19 protein-coding genes are annotated in these 19,353 nt (G+C 64.7%); 10 read left to right on the top strand and 9 right to left on the bottom strand.

The annotated features are described in order from the left end of the window. Positions 1–33 precede the first annotated feature (33 nt). Together ACK4OE_RS03970 and ACK4OE_RS03965 are read left to right on the top strand one after the other, a co-directional pair. Positions 34–678 (top strand): FMN-dependent NADH-azoreductase, encoded by a 645-nt coding sequence (locus ACK4OE_RS03970; protein WP_409883203.1) that lies wholly within the window; start codon positions 34–36, stop codon positions 676–678. Between the two features lie 257 nt (positions 679–935). Then, a complete protein-coding gene (locus tag ACK4OE_RS03965) occupies positions 936–2,432 on the top strand; it encodes an alanine/glycine:cation symporter family protein (RefSeq protein WP_409883202.1) in 1,497 nt (498 codons plus the stop codon). Here ACK4OE_RS03965 and ACK4OE_RS03960 read toward each other — a convergent pair. The 6 genes from ACK4OE_RS03960 to modA all read right to left on the bottom strand — a co-directional run bounded on the left by ACK4OE_RS03960 (position 2,391) and on the right by modA (position 9,864). Next, positions 2,391–4,736: a putative bifunctional diguanylate cyclase/phosphodiesterase gene (locus tag ACK4OE_RS03960; RefSeq protein ID WP_409883201.1), complete on the bottom strand. Its 2,346-nt coding sequence runs from the start codon at positions 4,734–4,736 to the stop codon at positions 2,391–2,393. The genes ACK4OE_RS03965 and ACK4OE_RS03960 overlap by 42 nt on opposite strands. A gap of 199 nt (positions 4,737–4,935) precedes the next feature. Next, a complete protein-coding gene (locus tag ACK4OE_RS03955) occupies positions 4,936–5,733 on the bottom strand; it encodes a MetQ/NlpA family ABC transporter substrate-binding protein (RefSeq protein ID WP_409883200.1) in 798 nt (265 codons plus the stop codon). Between the two features lie 125 nt (positions 5,734–5,858). Beyond that, complete coding sequence (locus tag ACK4OE_RS03950) at positions 5,859–6,947, bottom strand: DUF6817 domain-containing protein (RefSeq protein ID WP_409883199.1); 1,089 nt, start codon at positions 6,945–6,947, stop codon at positions 5,859–5,861. 234 nt (positions 6,948–7,181) lie between these two features. Beyond that, a complete protein-coding gene (locus ACK4OE_RS03945; protein ID WP_409883198.1) occupies positions 7,182–8,354 on the bottom strand; it encodes an ABC transporter ATP-binding protein in 1,173 nt (390 codons plus the stop codon). Beyond that, the gene (gene modB / locus ACK4OE_RS03940) at positions 8,351–9,016 is read right to left on the bottom strand and encodes a molybdate ABC transporter permease subunit (protein ID WP_409883197.1); all 666 of its coding nucleotides are present in this window, start codon (positions 9,014–9,016) and stop codon (positions 8,351–8,353) included. Before modB ends, ACK4OE_RS03945 begins: the two co-directional genes overlap by 4 nt. A 50-nt stretch (positions 9,017–9,066) precedes the next feature. Then, positions 9,067–9,864, bottom strand: coding sequence for a molybdate ABC transporter substrate-binding protein (gene modA / locus ACK4OE_RS03935; protein WP_409883196.1), 798 nt, complete (start codon positions 9,862–9,864; stop codon positions 9,067–9,069). 176 nt (positions 9,865–10,040) lie between these two features. Here modA and ACK4OE_RS03930 point away from each other — a divergent pair, with 176 nt between their 5' ends. The 5 genes from ACK4OE_RS03930 to arsB all read left to right on the top strand — a co-directional run bounded on the left by ACK4OE_RS03930 (position 10,041) and on the right by arsB (position 14,429). Continuing rightward, on the top strand, positions 10,041–11,087 hold the full coding sequence (locus ACK4OE_RS03930) for an ArsJ-associated glyceraldehyde-3-phosphate dehydrogenase (protein ID WP_409883195.1): 1,047 nt from the start codon (positions 10,041–10,043) through the stop codon (positions 11,085–11,087). Between the two features lie 5 nt (positions 11,088–11,092). Next, positions 11,093–12,400 carry an organoarsenical effux MFS transporter ArsJ gene (gene arsJ, locus ACK4OE_RS03925; RefSeq protein WP_409883194.1) on the top strand — a complete coding sequence of 436 codons (1,308 nt, stop codon included), beginning with the start codon at positions 11,093–11,095 and terminating at the stop codon, positions 12,398–12,400. Continuing rightward, positions 12,397–12,729, top strand: a complete 333-nt coding sequence (locus ACK4OE_RS03920) for an ArsR/SmtB family transcription factor (protein ID WP_409883193.1) — start codon at positions 12,397–12,399, stop codon at positions 12,727–12,729. The genes arsJ and ACK4OE_RS03920 overlap by 4 nt, the downstream gene beginning before the upstream one ends. Positions 12,730–12,797: 68 nt before the next feature. Further along, the gene (locus ACK4OE_RS03915; protein WP_409883192.1) at positions 12,798–13,298 is read left to right on the top strand and encodes an arsenate reductase ArsC; all 501 of its coding nucleotides are present in this window, start codon (positions 12,798–12,800) and stop codon (positions 13,296–13,298) included. 114 nt (positions 13,299–13,412) lie between these two features. Then, positions 13,413–14,429, top strand: coding sequence for an ACR3 family arsenite efflux transporter (gene arsB, locus ACK4OE_RS03910; protein WP_409883191.1), 1,017 nt, complete (start codon positions 13,413–13,415; stop codon positions 14,427–14,429). Between the two features lie 132 nt (positions 14,430–14,561). On the opposite strand, the gene ACK4OE_RS03905 is transcribed toward arsB, so the two are convergent. From ACK4OE_RS03905 to ACK4OE_RS03895, 3 genes are all read right to left on the bottom strand, one after another. After that, positions 14,562–14,741, bottom strand: coding sequence for a CsbD family protein (locus ACK4OE_RS03905; protein WP_409883189.1), 180 nt, complete (start codon positions 14,739–14,741; stop codon positions 14,562–14,564). Between the two features lie 197 nt (positions 14,742–14,938). After that, the gene (locus tag ACK4OE_RS03900) at positions 14,939–16,078 is read right to left on the bottom strand and encodes a zinc-binding dehydrogenase (RefSeq protein WP_409883188.1); all 1,140 of its coding nucleotides are present in this window, start codon (positions 16,076–16,078) and stop codon (positions 14,939–14,941) included. 90 nt (positions 16,079–16,168) lie between these two features. Next, positions 16,169–16,768: a DUF1566 domain-containing protein gene (locus ACK4OE_RS03895; protein WP_409883187.1), complete on the bottom strand. Its 600-nt coding sequence runs from the start codon at positions 16,766–16,768 to the stop codon at positions 16,169–16,171. A 313-nt stretch (positions 16,769–17,081) separates the two neighbouring features. Here ACK4OE_RS03895 and ACK4OE_RS03890 point away from each other — a divergent pair, with 313 nt between their 5' ends. From ACK4OE_RS03890 to ACK4OE_RS03880, 3 genes are all read left to right on the top strand, one after another. Beyond that, positions 17,082–17,840 carry a GNAT family N-acetyltransferase gene (locus ACK4OE_RS03890; RefSeq protein WP_409883185.1) on the top strand — a complete coding sequence of 253 codons (759 nt, stop codon included), beginning with the start codon at positions 17,082–17,084 and terminating at the stop codon, positions 17,838–17,840. A 79-nt stretch (positions 17,841–17,919) separates the two neighbouring features. Further along, positions 17,920–18,192 (top strand): hypothetical protein, encoded by a 273-nt coding sequence (locus ACK4OE_RS03885; RefSeq protein ID WP_409883183.1) that lies wholly within the window; start codon positions 17,920–17,922, stop codon positions 18,190–18,192. 230 nt (positions 18,193–18,422) lie between these two features. Next, on the top strand, positions 18,423–19,353 hold a 931-nt coding region (locus ACK4OE_RS03880; RefSeq protein WP_409883181.1), incomplete at its 3' end, for a hemolysin family protein.

Here is a 19,353-nt window from a genome sequence, read left to right as displayed (position 1 = left end):
AGCCCCATCGGCCTTTCGTTTCAGGAGATCCTCATGCAACTGCTTCACATTGATTCCGCCATCACCGGCGAACAGTCCGTATCCCGCCAACTCACCGCCCACACCGTGGCAGCCTGGCAGGCCGCACACCCTGGCACCACCGTGCAATACCTGGACCTGGCTGCGCAGGCGCCCTCGCACCTGTCGGCGCAGTCGATGGGTTTTCGCACCGGCCAGGCGGCTTCCACTGAACTGGAACGCACCGAAAACGCGCTGTCTGAAGCCCTGGTCAGCCAGTTTCTGGCGGCTGACGTGATCGTGGTGGGCGCGCCGCTGTACAACTTCAGCATCCCCAGCCAGCTCAAGGCCTGGATCGACCGCCTGGCCCAGGCTGGCCGCACCTTCAAGTACACCGACAAGGGCCCCGTGGGCCTGGCCGGAGGCAAGACGGTGATCGTGGCGTCCACCCGTGGTGGCGTGTATTCCGCCAGCGAAGGCGGCCAGGCCATGGAACACCAGGAGAGCTACCTGAAGGTGGTGTTCGGCTTCTTCGGCATTACCGACGTGCGTTTTGTGCGCGCCGAAGGGGTGGCCATGGGCCCGGACACCAAGGCCGCCGCCCTGGCATCGGCCGAACTGGACATCAGCACCCACACCAGCGTGGCCGCCAACCAAGGGCGTGTTTCGCAGGCAGCTTGATTGAAGGCTGACGCCCGAGGGCGCTTTGCTACGGGCTAACGCACTAAAGCCCCTCACGAACCCGGCCCTGCGCCGGGTTTTGTTTTTCAAGGCAATTCAAAGCCAAATTGGCCTCCAGCGCTTGTCCACCAAGCGCTGGCAGCTATCAAAACAGAAGTGCTCCAGCGGCATCCCCCACCACAGCACGGGGCCGCTGAGGTGTCTGCGGGGAAGCGTGGGGGATGATGACCGGCAGAACATACCCGGAGCCCCCCGCCATGACGCCAGCGCCCCTCAGCGTGGATGAGCGCATCAGCGCCGCCCTCGCCCCATATGCCGACGCCGTGTCGGGCGCCATCTTTTATGCCGTGCCAGTGGGTGGCACCGAGTTTCCGCTCATCGTGGGCTGGCTCATCCTGGCCGCGCTGGTGTTCACGCTGGCGTTTCGCTTCATTCAGCTCCGCGGTTTCGGCCACGCCATCGCCGTGGTGCGCGGGCGCTACTCCAACCCGGCCATGGCGGGCGAGGTAACACCGTTTCAGGCGCTAACCACCGCCGTGTCGGGCACGGTGGGGCTGGGCAATATTGCGGGCGTTGCCGTGGCGGTCGGCCTGGGCGGCGCGGGCGCTACGTTCTGGATGATCGTGGCGGGGCTGCTGGGCATGGCCTCCAAGTTCACCGAGGTCACGCTGGGCGTGAAGTACCGCAATGTGGACCCGGTCACTGGCGCCGTCTCGGGCGGGCCCATGCGCTACCTCTCTAAAGGCCTGGCCGAGCGCGGCCGCCCGGTGCTGGGCAGGGTGCTGGCCGTGTTTTTTGCTGTGTGCTGCGTGGGCGGCGCTTTGGGCGGGGGCAACATGTTCCAGGCCAACCAGAGCTTTCAGCAAGTGGTGGGCGTGACGGGTGGTGCCGACAGCCCGCTGGCGGGCCGGGGCTGGGTGTTCGGGCTGGTGCTGGCAGCGCTGGTGGGCATGGTCATTTTGGGCGGCATCCGGTCCATTGCGCGGGTGACTGAGGCGGTGGTGCCGTTCATGGCGTTCACCTACGTGGGCGCAGGGCTGGTGGTGCTGGGGCTGCATGCCGACCAGTTGCTGTGGGCGGCGGAGCAGATTGTGCAGGGCGCTTTTTCGGCGGAGGGCGTGGCAGGCGGCGTGCTGGGGGCCATGATCCAAGGCTTCAAGCGCGCGGCGTTTTCCAACGAGGCGGGCGTGGGCTCGGCAGCCATCGCGCATTCAGCGGTGCAGACGGACCAGCCGGTGTCACAGGGCTACGCCGCGCTGCTGGAGCCGTTCATCGACACGGTGGTGATCTGCACGGTGACGGCGCTGGCCATCATCGTCACCGGCCATGTCGATGCGGGCGGGCTCACCCCGGTAGCGGGTGACGCGCGTGGGGTGGCGCTGACATCGGCCGCCTTTGCCAGCGCGGTGTGGTGGTTTCCGTATGTGCTGGCGCTGGCCGTGGTGCTGTTTGCGTTCTCCACCATGGTCACCTGGTCGTACTACGGCCTGCAGGCCTGGGCGTACCTGCTGGGCGACAACGTGGTGACGGGCCTGGTGTTCAAGCTGCTGTTTCTGGCCTGTGTGGTCGCTGGCTCCTGCATGGGGCTGGGGCCGGTGATCGACTTTTCAGACGCCATGATTTTTGCGATGGCGCTGGCCAACGTGGTGGGCCTGTACTTTTTGATGCCCGTGGTGCGCGATGAACTGCGGCGCTACGAGGCGGGGCTGGCGTCAGGCGCCATTCGGCCCCGCAGTGGCGTCGACCGGCGCTGACTCAGAACTCCACGCATCGCCCCGCTGCAGCCACCGCTCGGCCAGCAGCGCGGGCGGCAGCGCGGGCGCAAACAGCCAGCCCTGAAACCGCTGGCAGCCCATCTTGACCAGCAGCTCGAACTGCTCTTCGGTCTCGACCCCTTCAGCCACCACCTCCAGCCCCAGCGTGCGGGCCAGGGCGTTGACGGTGGCGCAGATTTCGCGGTCGTTCACGTCGTGCACGATGTCGCGCACAAACACCTTGTCGATCTTGAGCTCACCCACCGGCAGGCGCCGCAGCTTGATGAGGGACGAGTGGCCGGTGCCAAAGTCGTCGATGGACAGCGCAAACCCCGCGTTCTTCAGGTCCAGCGCAATGCCGTAGAGCGACTCGTCCAGCAACTGCGACTCGGTGATCTCCAGCACCAGCCCGGCGGGCGGCACCCCGGCCCGCTCGGCCACAGCGAGCAGCGCCTGCGCAAAACCGGGCTCGCGCAGCTGAATGGTGGACACGTTGACCGAAATCACCGGCACCTGCCAGCCCGCAGCGCGCCACTGCGCCACCTGCTGGCAGGCGGTCTCGAACACCCACATGCCGATCGGCACGATGAGCCCGCTGTCTTCTGCCAGCGGGATGAACTCGTCAGGCGGCACCGCCTTGCCGTCCACCGACCAGCGCAGCAGCGCCTCGGCGCCCACGGTGTGGCGCAAATGATTGAGCTGCGGTTGGTACACCAGCGCGAACTCGCCCGCCTGCAGCGCGTGGTGCAGACGGCGGCGCAGCTCCAGCCGCCCACGGGTGATCTGCGTAAACTCTTCGATGTAAAAACGGTACGAGCTGCGCCCCGCGCTTTTGGTGGCGTGCAGGGCCGAATGCGAGTGCTGCACCAGCTCCACGCAATTGGCCGCATCGTCGGGGAACAGGCTGATGCCAATGCTCGCGCCCATGTACTGTTCACCCACCTCCGACAGGTCCCACGGCTGGGACAGTCCCTCGACGATGGAGGCCGCTGTTTGCGCCAGCTCGGTGCGCGACGCAGAGCGCAGCAGCATCACGGTGAACTGGTCGTTGGCCAGGCGTGCCAGCAGCCCCTGCCCCCCCAGCAGGGTGCGGATGCGCGCGGCGACCTCGCTGAGCAGCGCGTCGCCCACGCGGTGGCCGTAGGTTTCGTTCACGCTTTTGAAATGGTCCAGGTCGATCAGCAGCAGCGCCACGCGGCGGTCGGGCGACTGCGCATGGCGCGACGCCTCGGCAACGGCGCGTTCCAGCGAGTCTTCAAAATACCGCCGGTTGGGCAGCCCGGTGAGCGCATCAAAATGCGCCAGCTGGTACAGCTGCTCTTCGTTGCGCAGCACTGCCGCCTCGGCGGTGCGCAGGCGGTTGAGCAGGCCCACCACAATCACCTGGCGCAGCGCGGCAAGCAGCAGCACGACCAGGCAGCAAACAAAAATCAAAATCTGCAGGCCCTGGCGCCCGTCGCCCGCCACAAACAGCAGCGCAAGCGTGATGGCAGCCAGCGTCATGGACACCAAGGGCACATAGTTCATGGCCTGGTCGCACCGCCTGCGGTAGTCGGCGTCGCCAGACACTTCAAAGCGCAGCCAGCGTGCACCCCAGCCCAGCGCCAGCGCTGCCAAGCTGAACGTGGCGTTGAACCAGCTGCCGGGCACGGCGGTGTTGTTGATGACCAGCAGGTTCCAGTGCATCCAGCTCAGGCCGTAGCCAAACATGCCCAACAGCACCAAAAGATGGGACCACGTGATGCGTATGCCGACAGTGGGAATGGCCAGGGCCGTGATACCGGCAGCGGCCAGAAACACGGCCGGATACAGCACCAGAACGGCGCCGACGGCAGCGGACCGCATTTCCCCCGTGGGGAGGTACATGACCAGCGTGAAGGCCACAAGGGCCAGCACCGCGCCGCCAAAATCCAGCGCAGCAGGGTAAGCACGGTCGCGCGACAGCCGCGCGAACGTGGCGCGAATCACCGTCAGCCCCCACAGCGGGGCGGCGGTCAGAAAAAACAGATCGGCAGGCGCGGGGAAAGGGTTCCAGTCCAGCGCGACCTGCAGGTTCCACACCATCTGCCCCACGGCCACCAGCAGCGCACCGGCGAACAGGCCGGTATGGAGCTGACGCTCGGCCGGCAGCACCTGTGCGCGCCCCTGCCAAGCCCACCAGGCGGCCAGGCTGATGGACAAGGTCCAGGAGGCATTGTCCAGAAACAGCTGCATGCGCTCGTCGGCCACACCGGGCGAAACCACATAGAACGCCGCAACCGCCGCGATGCACGACGCCGTGAGGATTCGTTCTGCCGAGGACATAAAGGGGAAAGAGGTGGCGCCTGGTGTTACCGAACGTTAACCTCCCCATTGTGGGGGCAAGTGGCGGGGCCTGAATCACCCAGCACACGGACGGGCCAATGCACCTGCAAAAAAAATAGCACCTAGCGCTTGCTGGGTAAGCGCTAGGTGCCAATTTGGCTCAAAACTTTGGTGCTTTCAGGGCGCTCTGCGCCCCCGATCAGAAGCCCGGCAGCACCGAGCCCTTGAACTCGGTCTGGATGAACTTCTTCACTTCTTCCGACTGGTAGGCCTTGACGAGCTTGGCAACCCACGGCTTGCCCTTGTCGGCCTCGCGCACAGCGATCAGGTTGACGTAGGGGCTTTTGGCGTTTTCTTGCGCAATCGCGTCCTTGCCAGGGTTCAGGCCGGCCGACAGCGCAAAGTTGGTGTTGATGGCCGAGGCGTCCAGGTCGTCGAGCGAACGGGGCAACTGCGCCGCGTCCAGTTCCACAAACTTGATCTTCTTGGGGTTGCTCACCACGTCGAGCGGCGTGGCCTTGAGGTCAGCACCTTCACGCAGCTTGATCAGACCCTTGTCCTGCAGCACCAGCAACACGCGGCCGCCGTTGGTGGGGTCATTGGGGATGCCGAACTTGGCGCCTTCCTTCAGATCTTCGAGCTTCTTGACCTTCTTGGAATACAGGCCAATGGGGAAGTTGACGGTGTAGCCCACCGACACCAGCTTGTAGCCGCGGTCCTTGACCTGCGCGTCGAGGTAGGGCTTGTGCTGGTAGCTGTTGGCGTCCAGGTCGCCTGCGGACAGCGCAGCGTTGGGCTGCACGTAGTCGCTGAATTCCACGATCTGGATCTTGAGGCCGTCTTTCTCGGCAACCTTTTTGACCACTTCAAAAATTTGCGCGTGGGGGCCGCCGGTGACGCCCACCTTGATGGGCTTGTCTTGCGCCATGGCGCCGGTCGACAAGCCAGCGGTGAGGGCCAGGGCCAGAGTGGTTTGCAGCAGGTTGCGCTTGTTCACAGATACCTTTCGTTGAGAGATGGGTGCATCCTAGGGTTTTCCCGATCAAACAGGAACAACTAAGTTTTCATTTTCTTACAACCCATCAGCATAACGAAAGGCCCCGCGTTCGCGGGGTTCGGGCGTTACCCCCTCAGCGCAACGTTGTTCAGCTTGTCCAGCCGTTCGGGCCAGGTGCCTTCTACCATCGCGCCTTGCAGCAGGATGCGGGTCCAGGCCACCCAGGCGTCCCATTGCACGCGTTTGTCCCAGGCATTGCCCCAGGCGCTGAACAGGTGCAGCGCGCTCGACGCGGCGGCCTTGGCGTCGTCCTTGCGCCCGGCCGACAGGTACAGCTGGGCCAGCACCATTTGCGGCTCGGCCACCCAGGGGTTGTGGCGGATGGCGCTCTCCAGCACACCGGTGGCCACGTCCAGGTCTACCAGGGGCTGGTCTTGCTGAATGACCGACCAATACAGCGATGTGGCAGCGGCCTCGTTGGCGGCAGACAGGTGCTGGCTGCAATCGGCAAACACGGGCGGCAGTGGCAGCTGGTTCTTGAGGCCCGGGTGCTGCAGCGCTTTGCCCAGCGCGGCAATCTGGTGCAGCATGCGCCCGCTGGGCCGCATGGGGCCGGGCCACAGCGATGCCGCCCAGTGCGCTTTCTGGTTACGGTGCTGCACGTCTGGAAAGCGCGAGAAGATGTCGTCCTGCCAGCTGAACCACTGCTCTATCGTGTCGGCCATGCTGACAATGATGAAAGCCGCCACCTCGTAGGGCGTGAGCGTGTGCTGCTGGCCGTCCTTGTCCAGCACCATGCTGCCGTCGGCCTCTAGCGCGTGGGCCAGCACCTTTTGCACAAACTGTGTGCGCGACTGGGTGCAAAACAGAAACACCAGGTGCTCCGCCGATTCGCCCGCCAGCTCACGCACGCGGGCGCGCTCCTTGGCGGGGTCAAACTTCACCAGGTCGACAAACGCATTGCCGTACACGCTGTGCAGCAGGCCCAGCAGGCGCACGTCGCGCGGTTGCTGCCAAAGTGTGAGCGAGCGGGCCACGCCCACCAGGTGGTGGCGGAAGGTGCCGGCCTTGTGCCAGTCTTGCCCCACGTTGCGGGCCAACACAGTGGGCAGCACGGGGGCCAGGTCGGCGTCCTTGGCCAGCCATTCTTCGTCCAGCAAGGGCAAGGCGCGGGCCAACAGTTCGGTGTCCAGGGGGTGAAGTGGCAGGCTCATGGATCAGGTGTCTCCGTTGTGGGTGGGGCGTACATCAAGGCGCCCGGTGGGTCGATGGCTCGATCATCGGGCCCAGCGCGCGGCGTATCGGCAAGTATCGCGCGTGGCGCAACATGCAGACTGCCAGTCGGTTTTTGTCGATAAAAATATCAGTCAAAATGGCATCTAGGGCTTATCTATAAAGCGCTGGCAGCTATTGTTTTTGATTTTTTATTCGCTGCAGGTGTGGGGCCTCTAGCCTGTTCGCACGGGCATCACATGCACCAGGCCAAGGTCCAGTCGCACGCTCACGTGCGCCCCTACCGCCAGGTCTTGGCGCTGCATACCCGACAGGGTGAGCGTCATGCGCGCGCCGGGCACGGCCGCCAGCGACAGCGTGATGAGCGATATCTCGCCCAGATGGCGCGCCTCCACCACCTGCGCAGCAAGGTCCCCAGGTTCGCACGCTGCCTGGGGCGCCAACAGGGTGATGCCATCGCTGGTCACGACCCAGTTCACGGCCTGGCCGGGTGGCAGCTTGCCCTTGTCGCGCACGGTCAGCAAGGGCAGGTTGTGGTCCATCACCAGCGCGTTGGCGTCAGCGCAGCCGGGGGGCAACCAGCGCAACATCCCCTGCCCTGCCAACCCCTCGGCAGGGCCCAGCCACTCCCCGGCAAACCGGTTGTGGATGCCCACCAGGTCGGCCACCCGCGCATTGCGTGGAGCGTTGTGAATGGACGCCGGTGTGCCCTGCTGCAGCACCTGACCGGCGTCCATCACCACCAGGCGGTCGGCCAGCATGCGCGCCTCATTGAGGTCGTGCGTGACCAGCACGATGGGGATGGACAACTCGCGCCGCAGGTCGGCCAGCAGGCGATACAGGCCCTCGCGGTTCATCTGGTCTACGGCGGAAAAGGGTTCGTCCAGCAGCATCAGCCGGGGTTCGCGTGCCAGGGCGCGGGCCACCGCCACGCGCTGCTGCTGCCCGCCCGACAGGCCCGCAGGCTTGCGCTGCTGCTGGTCAGCGCTCAGCCCCACATGGTTCAGCCAATGGCGGGCCTGCTGCGCGCGCTGCGCAGCAGGCAGGTGCAACAGCGACAGCGCTACATTGCCTTGCGCGCTGAGGTGCGGCATGAGCGCGTAGTGCTGAAACACCAGCCCCACATGGCGCCGCTGCGGTGGCAAAAAGATGCCTTGTGCGGTGTCGCACCACACCTCCCCGCCCACCACCACACGGCCGCTCTGGGGCCGCATAAGGCCCGCCAGAATGCGCATCAGAGAGGTTTTGCCCGCGCCCGATGGCCCCACCAGTGCCACCAGTTCGCCAGGGCCACAGCGCAGGCTGCCCGACAGCGGCATGGGCAGTGTCTGTTCTACGTCCAGCTCCAGAGCCAGAGCCCGCTCCGGCAGGTCTTGAGGTGTACTCATCGCCGCACCGCCAGCCGTGCCGACGCAAAGAACGACGCGCCCACCGCCACCAGCGAAAACACCACCACCAGCAGCGCCATCTGATTGGCGCCCGCCAGGTCAAACGACTGCACGCGGTCATAAATCGATATGGCAATGGTTTGGGTCTCGCCGGGAATGCTGCCCCCCACCATCAGCACCACGCCAAACTCGCCCAGCGTGTGCACAAAAGTCAGCACCATGGCCGACACAATGCCCGGCCAGGCCAGGGGCAGCTCCACGCGCCAGAAGGTCTGCCATGCGCTCAGCCCACTCACAGCGGCCGCCTCGCCCAGGTCGCGCGGAATGGCCTCGAACGCGCGCTGCACGGGCTGCACCATGAAGGGAATGTTGAAGATGACCGAGGCCACCACCAGCCCCAGAAAATTGAAGGTCAGCCCCACGCCCAGCGTGTCTGACAACCACCGCCCTACGGGCGAGGCGCCGCCCAGCGACACCAGCAGGTAGTAGCCCAGCACGGTGGGCGGCAACACCAAAGGCAGCACCACCAGCGCCTCCACCCACGCCTTGCCCTTGAAACGGGTGACTGCAAGCCAGCGCGCCAGCAGCAGCCCTGGGGGCAAAAGAACCAGCAGCGTGACCGCAGCCAGCTCCAACGAAAGTACCAGTGCTTGCCAATCCATGGGGTTCCTGCTCAAAGCCTGTCCATCTTTGCGGTATGGGGGCGTGTCGTTCAGTTGTTCGGCACTGCAAAGCCGTAGCGCACCATGACCTCCTGCGCCGCAGGGGTGCCCAGGTAGTCATAAAAAGCACGCGCACCGGGTGGTGCATCGCGCATCAGCACCATGCGCTGCTTGAGCGGCTGGTGCCAGCTTTCGGGGATCAGCTGGAACGTGCCGCGCTGGGCCACCGACGGCGCCAACGCAAGCGACTGCGCAATGATGCCGCCTTGCGTGGAGCCCGAGGTGGCGAACTGCGCCGCTTGCGAAATGTTCTCGCCCTGCACCAGCTTGCCTTGCAGCTGGCTCCAAAGGCCGGCGTGCTGCAGAGCCTCTTTGGCGCGGGCACCGTAGGGGGCGTGGTCGGGGTTGGCAATGGCAAACTTTTGCAGTCGGCCATCCTTGAGCGCAGCGGCCAAGTCCTTGAGCTCGCCATCGGCCTTGAGCGGCGACCCCGCAGGAACGATGATGCCAATGCGCCCCACCGCATACGCGCGGCCCCGGTCCAGCGTTTTAGCGGCGTCGGCCAGCTCATACACAAAGCCTTCATCGGCCGACATGAACAGATGAAACGGCGCACCTTGCAAGATCTGCGTCTTGAAGTTGCCCGACGAACCAAACACCAGCCGCAGACGGTGGCCGGTTTCCTTTTCAAACCGCGCCGCGATTTCCTCGATGGCGAACTTGAGGTCGGATGCGGCCGCCACGGTGGGCGGTGGCGCCGTCTGGGCGTGCAAGGGCGGCGGCAGAGTGGCCCACAGCAAAACCGCGCTGGCGCACCACAGGCGGAGTCGGGATGAGTGCGGGCGCATGGCGGGTTCCTGAGAGACGAGGCGACGGAACTCTACCAGCGCATGACACGCGGAGCGAAACGCCCGGCGGGACGGCGGCATGGCGGCTGTCATCAAAGCGCCACACAATCCATCAATAATTCAACGATTATCGAAATATAAAATTATTCCCATCCGAACACAGAGGAGCACTGAACATGAAAGTAGGTATCAACGGCATGGGCCGCATCGGTCGCCTGGCACTGCGCGCTGCAATGGGCGCTGCACACCGCCCTTCCAACGACCCGCGTGTCGCCAACCGGCTGGAGGTGGTGCACCTCAACGAGATCAAGGGCGGCGCCGCCGCCACAGCCCACTTGCTGGCGTTTGACACCGTGCAGGGCACCTGGCGTGCCGACATAGCCGCCGAGGGCGATGAGGCAATCCGCATCGACGGCCAGCAGCTGTCCTTCAGCAGCCACGCCACCGCAGCCGACATCCCCTGGGGCGACCTGGGGGTGGACGTGGTGCTGGAATGCACGGGCAAGTTCCTCACTCCCGAGGCCCTGCAAGGCCACTTCGACCGCGGTGCCAAGCGCGTGATCGTGGCGGCGCCGGTCAAGACCGGCGATGTGCTCAACATCGTGGTGGGCGTGAACCACGAGCGCTACGACCCCGCCCGTGACCGTATCGTCACCGCCGCGTCGTGCACCACCAACTGCCTGGCGCCGGTGGTGAAGGTGATCCACGAAAACCTTGGCATCCGCCACGGGCAGATCACCACCATCCACAACCCCACCAACACCAACCTGGTGGTGGACGCACCGCATAAAGACCTGCGCCGTGCCCGCAGCGCCATGATGAGCCTGGCCCCCACCACCACGGGCAGCGCCACGGCCATTGCACTCATCTACCCCGAACTCAAGGGCAAGCTCAACGGCCACGCCGTGCGGGCACCGGTGCTCAACGCGTCGCTGACCGACTGCGTGTTCGAGCTGAACCAGCCCACCACCGCCGAGGCTGTCAACGCACTGTTTGCAGCCGCCGCAGCGCAAGGCCCGCTGGCAGGCATCCTGGGCTATGACGAGCGGCCCCTGGTCAGCGCCGATTACGCCGGCGACACGCGCAGCTCCATCGTCGATGCGCTGTCCACCCTGGTCACCGACGGCACGCTGCTGAAGGTGTACGCCTGGTACGACAACGAAATGGGCTACGCCTGCCGCATGGTGGACCTGGCCTGCCACATGCAAAACGTGGGTATCTGACCACCATGACCAGCACCGTGCGGCCCTCCCCGCAGCCCCCCGCGCCCGCAGACAACGCTGCTGCGCGCAACTACGCCATCGTCACCGCCGCGTACTGGGGCTTTACGCTGACCGACGGCGCGCTGCGCATGCTGGTGTTGCTGCACTTCTACCGGCTTGGCTATTCGTCGTTCACGCTGGCATTTTTGTTCTTGCTGTACGAGGCCGCAGGCATTGCTGCCAATCTGATCGGCGGCTGGCTGGCCACGCGCTACGGCATTGCGCGCATGCTGGCCGTGGGGCTGACCACGCAGATCATCGGGTTTGGGCTGCTGTCGCTGCTCAACCCCGAGTGGACCGCCGCGATGTCGGTGGCATGGGTGGTGGTGGCGCAGGGCATTTGTGGCGTGGCCAAGGACCTCACCAAAACAGCCAGCAAGTCGGCCATCAAGATCACGGCAGACCAGGCCAAGAACCAGGGCTCGGGCCAGCTCTTCAAGTGGGTGGCGTGGTTCACCGGCAGCAAAAACGCCATGAAGGGCGTGGGCTTCTTCCTGGGTGGCTTGCTGCTGGACTTGCTGGGTTTTCGCGGTGCGCTGTGGGCCATGGCCGGGCTGCTGGCGCTGGTGCTGGTGGGCGTGGTGGTGTTTGTGCCGCCCCTCATGGGCAAGGCCAAGGCCTCCAAATCGGCCAAGGAGCTGTTTGCCAAAAGCCGCGCCATCAACCTGCTAGCCGCTGCGCGCGTGGCGCTGTTTGGCGCACGCGATGTGTGGTTTGTGGTGGGCGTGCCCGTGTTTCTGTATGCGTCAGGCTGGACCTTCACCATGGTCGGCGGCTTTCTGGCGGCCTGGACCATTGGCTACGGCCTGGTGCAGGCGCTGGCACCCCAGATCGTCAAGCGCAGTGCCGATGGCCTGACGGCCGAGGTGCCCGCTGCGCGCTGGTGGTCTGCCGCGCTGGCGCTGGTCCCCGTAGCACTCGCCGTGGTCGTCTACTTGCAAGTCCCCCACCTGGAGTGGGTGGTGGTGGCGGGGCTGGGGGTGTTTGGCGTCGCGTTTGCCGTCAACTCGTCCGTGCACTCGTACCTCATTCTTGCCTACGCAGGCAGCGAAAAAGCGGCAGAGGATGTCGGCTTCTATTACGCCGCCAATGCTGCGGGCCGCTTCATGGGCACGCTGCTCTCGGGCCTGCTGTACCAGTGGGGCGGGCTGCTATATGCACTGATTGGGTCGGCCTTGATGTTGATCATCTGCTGGCTTGTCACGCTGGCACTGCCCACCACGCTGGCGCGCCCTGCCGCTACCCCGCCCCCCATCCAAGGAGACACCGCATGACCGACAACGAAGCCGTACAAGCCCTGGCCGCACTGGCGCAGGAGTCACGCCTGCGCGCGTTCCGCCTGCTGGTGGTGGCAGGTCCGCAGGGCGCCACACCCAGCCAGATGGCCGAGGCACTGGGCATATCGCCCACCTCGCTGTCGTTTCACCTCAAAGAGCTGACACACGCCGGGCTGATCACGCAAGAACGCGATGGCCGCAACCTCATCTACCGCACCCACATCGATGCGATGAACAAGCTGCTGGGCTTTTTGACCGCCAACTGCTGCCAGGGCGAACCTTGCCTGGACAACACCGCCACATCCGTGCAATGCACTACCTGCTGATTTGCTGACCTGTTGACCTTCCGACTTACCCACCACCGACAACCCACTGCAAGAAAGAAAGACCTCCCATGTCTTACCGCGTCTTCAACGTTCTTTTCATCTGCACCGCCAACTCGGCGCGCAGCATCATGGCCGAGGCCATCCTGAACCAGCTGGGCGCCGGGCGCTACCGCGCCTACAGCGCGGGCAGCCAACCTGCGGGCCGCGTGAACCCGTATGCGGTTGAGCTGCTGCAGCGCAACCGCTTTCGCACCGACAGCCTGCGCAGCAAGAACTGGGAGGAATTTGCCACACCCGATGCACCCGCCATGGACTTTGTGCTCACCGTCTGCGACAACGCCGCGGGCGAGGTCTGCCCTGTGTGGCCCGGCCAGCCCATGTCAGCCCACTGGGGCGTGCCCGACCCTGCTGCCGCGCAGGGCACCGAAGAAGAAAAGCAACGTGCGTTCAGCGACGCCTTCATCACGCTGAACCGCCGCATCACGATCTTTCTGGCCCTGCCGTTTGACAAGCTTGACAAGCTGTCGCTGCAAACCGAATTGCACCGCATCGGCAGCGAAAAGGGCTGAGTGCAACCATAAAGCGCACTCGCTCTTCCCCTGGGCCTGGCTGCATCATGCGGCCAGGCCTGTTTGCCTTTGAGCTTCGATCAACCAACTACAACACAACAACAAGGATTCACCATGGGATTGTTTGAACGTTTTCTCAGCGTCTGGGTGGCGCTGGGCATCCTTGCCGGGGTGGGCCTGGGCCTGGCGGTGCCGGGCTTGTTCCAGGCCGTAGCCGCGCTGGAAGTTGCACATGTCAACCTTGTGGTGGCCGTTTTCATCTGGGTGATGATCTACCCGATGATGATCCAGATCGACTGGACCGCCATCAAGGACGTGGGCAAAAAGCCCCAGGGCCTCCTGCTGACGCTGGTGGTCAACTGGCTCATCAAGCCCTTCACCATGGCCGCGCTGGGCGTGCTGTTCTTTCAGTACCTGTTTGCGCCGTGGGTAGACCCGCAGTCGGCCAGCGAGTACATCGCGGGCATGATTCTGCTGGGCGTGGCGCCTTGCACCGCCATGGTGTTTGTCTGGAGCCAGCTCGTCAAGGGTGATGCCAACTACACACTGGTGCAGGTGTCCGTCAACGACATCATCATGGTGTTTGCGTTCGCACCCATCGCCGCGTTTTTGCTGGGTGTGACCAACGTCACTGTGCCATGGCAAACGCTGGTCCTGTCCACCGTTTTGTACGTGGTGCTGCCGCTGGTTGCAGGCATGGCAACCCGGCACCTGCTGCAGAAAAAGTCCGCACGCGCCGTGTCGGACTTTGTGGCGCAGCTCAAGCCCTGGTCCGTGGTGGGCCTGATCGCCACCGTGGTGCTGCTGTTTGGTTTTCAGGCAGGCACCATCGTGAACAAGCCGCTGGTCATCGTGCTGATCGCCATACCGCTCATCGTGCAAAGCTACGGCATCTTCTTCATCACCTGGGCGGGCGCCCGGTGGCTCAAACTACCGCACAACGTGGCCGGGCCTGCCTGCCTGATCGGCACGTCGAACTTCTTCGAACTGGCCGTGGCCGTGGCGATCTCGCTGTTTGGCCTGAACTCCGGCGCGGCGCTGGCCACGGTGGTGGGCGTGCTGGTGGAGGTGCCGGTGATGCTGTCGCTGGTAGCTATTGTGAATGCGTGGCGGCCACGGGACGCGGCCTGAAGCGGTCAGCACAAGCAGCCGCTGTAACGATTTGTGCAGGCGGCAAGTGCTCTGCTACCCAGGTTGGGCAGCTGGTGTTGGAGAACGGTTGTTGGCGCCATGCAGGGCCCAGGCCCCGCATGGCGCCCCCTATTACTTGGCAGCGTCTTTGACGGCTTCTTTCGCGTCGCCGTAGTTCTTCTGGACGTTGCCCTCCACCTGCTTGGCGGCGCCCTTGACTTGCTGCTCAGGGCTGTCAATCAGCTCGCCCGTTTTTTGCTGAACCTTGCCAGCCACTTCCTTCACTGCGCCCTTTACTTGATCGGTGTTCATTTCAAATCCTTTCGACGGGTTTTGTGCACCGCAGGTTTGCTGTGCATCTGCAGAAATGTTAAGAACCCAAAAAGCATCTGGCCGCCGGAAAGCGCCATAGAAAAGCGTCGGCGCACACCTACGTGGGCTTGCGCACGTGGTCGGCGAACGCGCGGTTCTTCCCCGCGCTCCTGCCGTCTCGCCGTGCAGTCACGCCTTCAAAGCGACGGATCAATCAGCACTTTCGCCCCTGTATTGCGCGGCCCGTAGAACGCAATGGCGTCCGCGCTCAGTGCCCCAGCCAGCGACACGGTGCGCGCATAGTGGCTGGCAAACGTGGTCTTCAGTTCCGCAGCCACACGCTCGCGCAGCGACTGTGCGGCGGCGTCGCCGATCTTGCCCAGGAACGGAAACAGCAACCAGCCACCAATGCCCCATGCCATGCCAAACGTGCGCTGGATCTCTGTGGGACGGGTGTCCAGGTGGCCGTACAGGTAGACCTGCTTGTGCACGGCGGACCCGTAGCGGCTGTACTCCTTGGCGTTGCGGTTGATGGCGCTTTCCATGCATTGCAGGATCTGCCCGGCCAGGGTACCGCCGCCCGTGGCATCGAACGCAATGGTGGCGCCTGTGGCGGCCAGCGCGTCGGTCAGGTCAGCCATGAAAGTAGGTGCGCTGCTGTCGCAGACGTATTGGGCACCGATGCCGCGCAGCAGCGCCGCCTGCTCGGGCTTGCGCACGATGTTGACCAGGCCAATGCCATCCTTCTGGCAAATCTTGTTGAGCATCTGGCCCAGGTTGCTGGCTGCGGCGGTGTGCACCAGCGCGGTATGACCTTCACGCTTCATCGTCTCGACCATGCCCAGTGCGGTGAGCGGGTTGACGAAGCAAGACGCGCCCTCGGCCGCTGTGGTGCCCACGGGCAGCGGCAAACACTGCGCTGCGGGCATGACGCGGTACTGCGTGTACATGGCGCCACCAATCACCGCAACCGTGCGGCCCAACAGCGCCTGCGCTGCTGGGGACGAGCCTGCGGCCACCACCAGGCCAGCGCCCTCATTGCCCACAGGCATGCTCTGTCCAATGCGTGCCGCCATGCCGGGCATGGCGCGTTCTGGGAGGCGCGCAGTCACTACAGGCCGGTCGTCGCTGCCAGTAACCTGCACGGTGGACAGATCGGCCGGGCCCAGAAGCAGGCCGATGTCTGACGGGTTGATGGGCGTGGCCTGCACCTGGATCAGCACCTCGTCGGGCCCTGGGGTGGGAACGGGCGTGGGCTCCAGGCTGATCTGCAAGCTGCCGTCTGCCTGTACGAGCGAGCGAAGTTGCAGTGCAGTGGTGGGGATGGACTGGGTCATGGAAGGCTCTCTGTCAGAGTGGGCAGCGCGCGCGCCGCAAGTGGCCCCCATTGTCGGCGTGCTGCCGCGAAATGCTGCTGCGGACGCGACTCACTGCGCTGGCGCGTTCGCCAGTTGGGGGCGCACCAGCCGCACGGGCAGTTTGCTGGTGCGTGCCACGTCGCCACGGGCTTCGCCCGTAGACAGGCTGACAGCCCAGCCGTTGAGCATGGCCATCTGACCGGCGCTGTCACCCTCGCGGCTTTGGCGGATGGTGTTGTAGTTGTACTGATTGTTGCGCAGGCCACTGACGTTGGCGGTGGACGACCAATACCAAAGGTCTGGCGCGGCCGGGAACAACTGCGGGTCGATGCCCGGCGGGCTGGCCGACTTGTTGACCAGCCGCTGCAGCTCTGCCGCACGCGGCAGGCGCCAGGCCACTCCGTCGGCCTTCCAGCGCGCGGTAGCCAGCGCAGCGGCCTCGGCGCGGTCCAGCAGCAAGGGGCTGCCCGTGCAGGTCTTGCCCGTCCACTGCATGCCCTCCACGCAACGGGGCCAGGCCAATTGGGCGCGCAGGTCGATGACGGTTGCGCCGTCTTCGGACACCAGCCACTCGGCCGCGGGCGGGGGTTGGGGTGAGGGCGGGGCAGCCGCCAGCAACGACGGTAACAAGCACAGTCCGAACCCACCGACGGCAAGGCACAAGTTCAAGCGGAGGAAACGACGAGGCGAAGACAGGTTCATGGACGGACTATGGACAAGGGATTGCAGGACTGTGTGCACACCCTACCCGATCCGGCGATAAACGCCCCCGATGGATGTCAACCATGGGCGCAGTGACTCAGTGCGGTTACCCGCCGGACGCAGCGGAAAATTTGCATAAAAACAGGCCATACCGCTTATAAATAAAGCGCTGATAGCTATTTTTTTAGTAGTAAAAACATCTACACAGAAGGAGTGCGGCCACACGGCCGCCCTGCCCCGCACCTCGCCGATCTGCACAACCGGTTGGTATAACCCCACCATGACCGACACCGCCCCCATTGCCCTGGTCCGTGCCCTGGAAGAGCGCGCCCTCAACGCCTGGCCCGCGCACCAGACCGTGTTTCACCGAGGGTGGGTGTTTCGGCTGTCAGGCGGGTACACCAAGCGCGCCAACTCGGTGAACGCGCTGGTGCCGGGGACGCCTTTTGATGGCGTGCGCGAGGCCGCCGCAACCTTGTATGCGCGGCATGGGTTACCCACGGTGTTCAGGTTGTCGCCCCTGGCCCCACCCGAGGCGGACAAGGAACTGGCGGACGCGGGGTACCAGCATTTCGACCCGTCGGTGGTGCTGCACCGGCCGCTCGCCGGGCTGGCAAAACCCGATGGCAGCACCACCGTGATGCCCACCGCGTCAGACGCATGGTTGGACGGGTTTGGCGCTGCCAACGCCGTGGCACTGCACCACCGCGCCCTGCACCGCACCATGGTGCAAGCCATTGCCCACCCCACCGCCTTTGCGGTGCAGCACGCGCAGGGCCAGGCGGTGGGTTTTGGCCTGGCGGTGCTGGAGCGCGGCGCGGTGGGCTTGTACGACCTGGCTGTGGCCCCGCAGCACCGGGGCCTAGGCCGGGGCCAGGCGCTGGTAGAGGCCTTGCTGCACTGGGCCGCAGACGCAGGCGCCACATCCGCCTACCTGCAGGTGCGGGCGCAGAACACGCCTGCGCTGCGCCTCTACGAGGGCATGGGATTCAGGGCTGCATACGGCTACCACTATCGGGTGCCGGGGCGGTCCCTATAATTCGCCCACCATGCTACGGCGCTTTCTCGCGGTTTTGATCCTCCACTTTCTGCTGTGCGTAGGGTTTTCTGCTGCGGGTTTGAATCCAGCGGTCTTTGGCCCCCAGGGGGCAGAAGTCACCGCACAGGGCGCCCCGGGTGGCCTCACACCACCGGGGGTGCTTTCGGACGCAGACGATCACGCCTTGATGGACGACAAGGGTGATCTTCCAGACCAGCTGGAACCCCACCCACTGGTCGGCGCGGGGGCCGTTCATTCGGTGGATTCCGTTCCCAACCCGGTCAACCGGTCTCTCTCTGCGGTGGTCGATCCACCGCACAAACCGCCCAAGACCTCAGGCTCCTTGGCCTGACCGTGCCCGACCCCGCCTGATCGCCTGATCGCTTTCAGACGCACCTCTCGCGCAACGCACGCCTGGCCCCGCCACCAGCACCTTCTTTTGAAGGCTTGCGCAGCCCTCGGCAACCGTCTGCTCAGGGCCTGCGCTCTGTATCTGCCCTCCCCGTCTCGTCCCGGTAACTGCGCCCTAGCCCCATTTCAAATCCGTGGCGGCGCCCGTACCCAAAACCACAAAACTCCATCATGGAAATTGCCATACTCTTCGCCCTCATCCTGCTCAACGGCCTGTTTGCCATGTCCGAGATCGCCCTGGTCACGGCCCGCAAAGCCCGGTTGCAGAAGCTCATTGATGAGGGTGATAGCGGCGCCGCCGCTGCCGTCAAGCTGGGCGAAGACCCCACGCGTTTTTTGTCCACCATCCAGATCGGCATCACGTCGATTGGCGTCCTGAACGGTATCGTCGGTGAGGCGGCTTTGGCCGGGCCTTTGGCGATGTGGCTTGAAGCACTGGGCGTTCCCATGCCTTTTGGCAGCTACGCGGCCACCGGCCTGGTGGTGGTGCTGATCACGTACTTCTCCATCGTGGTGGGCGAACTGGTGCCCAAGCGCATTGGGCAGTCGTACCCCGAAACCTTTGCCCGCCTGGTGGCACGGCCCATCAACTTTCTGGCCATTGCGACCAAGCCGTTTGTTCTGTTGCTGTCCACCTCCACCCGCACGCTGCTGCGCCTGATGGGCGTGAAGGAAACCAGCGGCAGCCCGGTGACGGAAGAAGAGATCCACGCCATGCTGGTCGAGGGCACCACTGCGGGCGTGATCGAGTCGCACGAGCACACCATGGTGCGCAATGTGTTCCGGCTGGATGACCGGCAGATCGGGTCGCTGATGGTGCCGCGCGGGGATGTGGTGTGCCTCGACCTGGAAGACTCTCTGGAAGAAAACCTGCGCCGCATTGAGGCTTCGGACCACGCGCGCTTTCCTGTCGTCAAGGGTGGCATGGCGAATATCCTGGGCGTGATCAACGCACGCCAGTGGCTGTCGCGCACTTTGCGGGACAAGACGCACGGCCTGGCTGATCAGCCGCTGCAAACCGCGTTGTATGTTCCTGAGACCATCACCGGCATGGAACTGCTGGACAACTTTCGCCTGTCGGACGTGCACATGGCGTTTGTGA

Origin of the sequence: Acidovorax sp. (genome assembly GCF_046314175.1) — a bacterium.
In the GTDB taxonomy this organism is placed as follows: Bacteria; Pseudomonadota; Gammaproteobacteria; order Burkholderiales; family Burkholderiaceae_C; genus Acidovorax.
The sequence above is the reverse complement of the archived record's forward strand: the minus strand, read 5'-3'. Positions and strand labels throughout refer to the sequence as shown.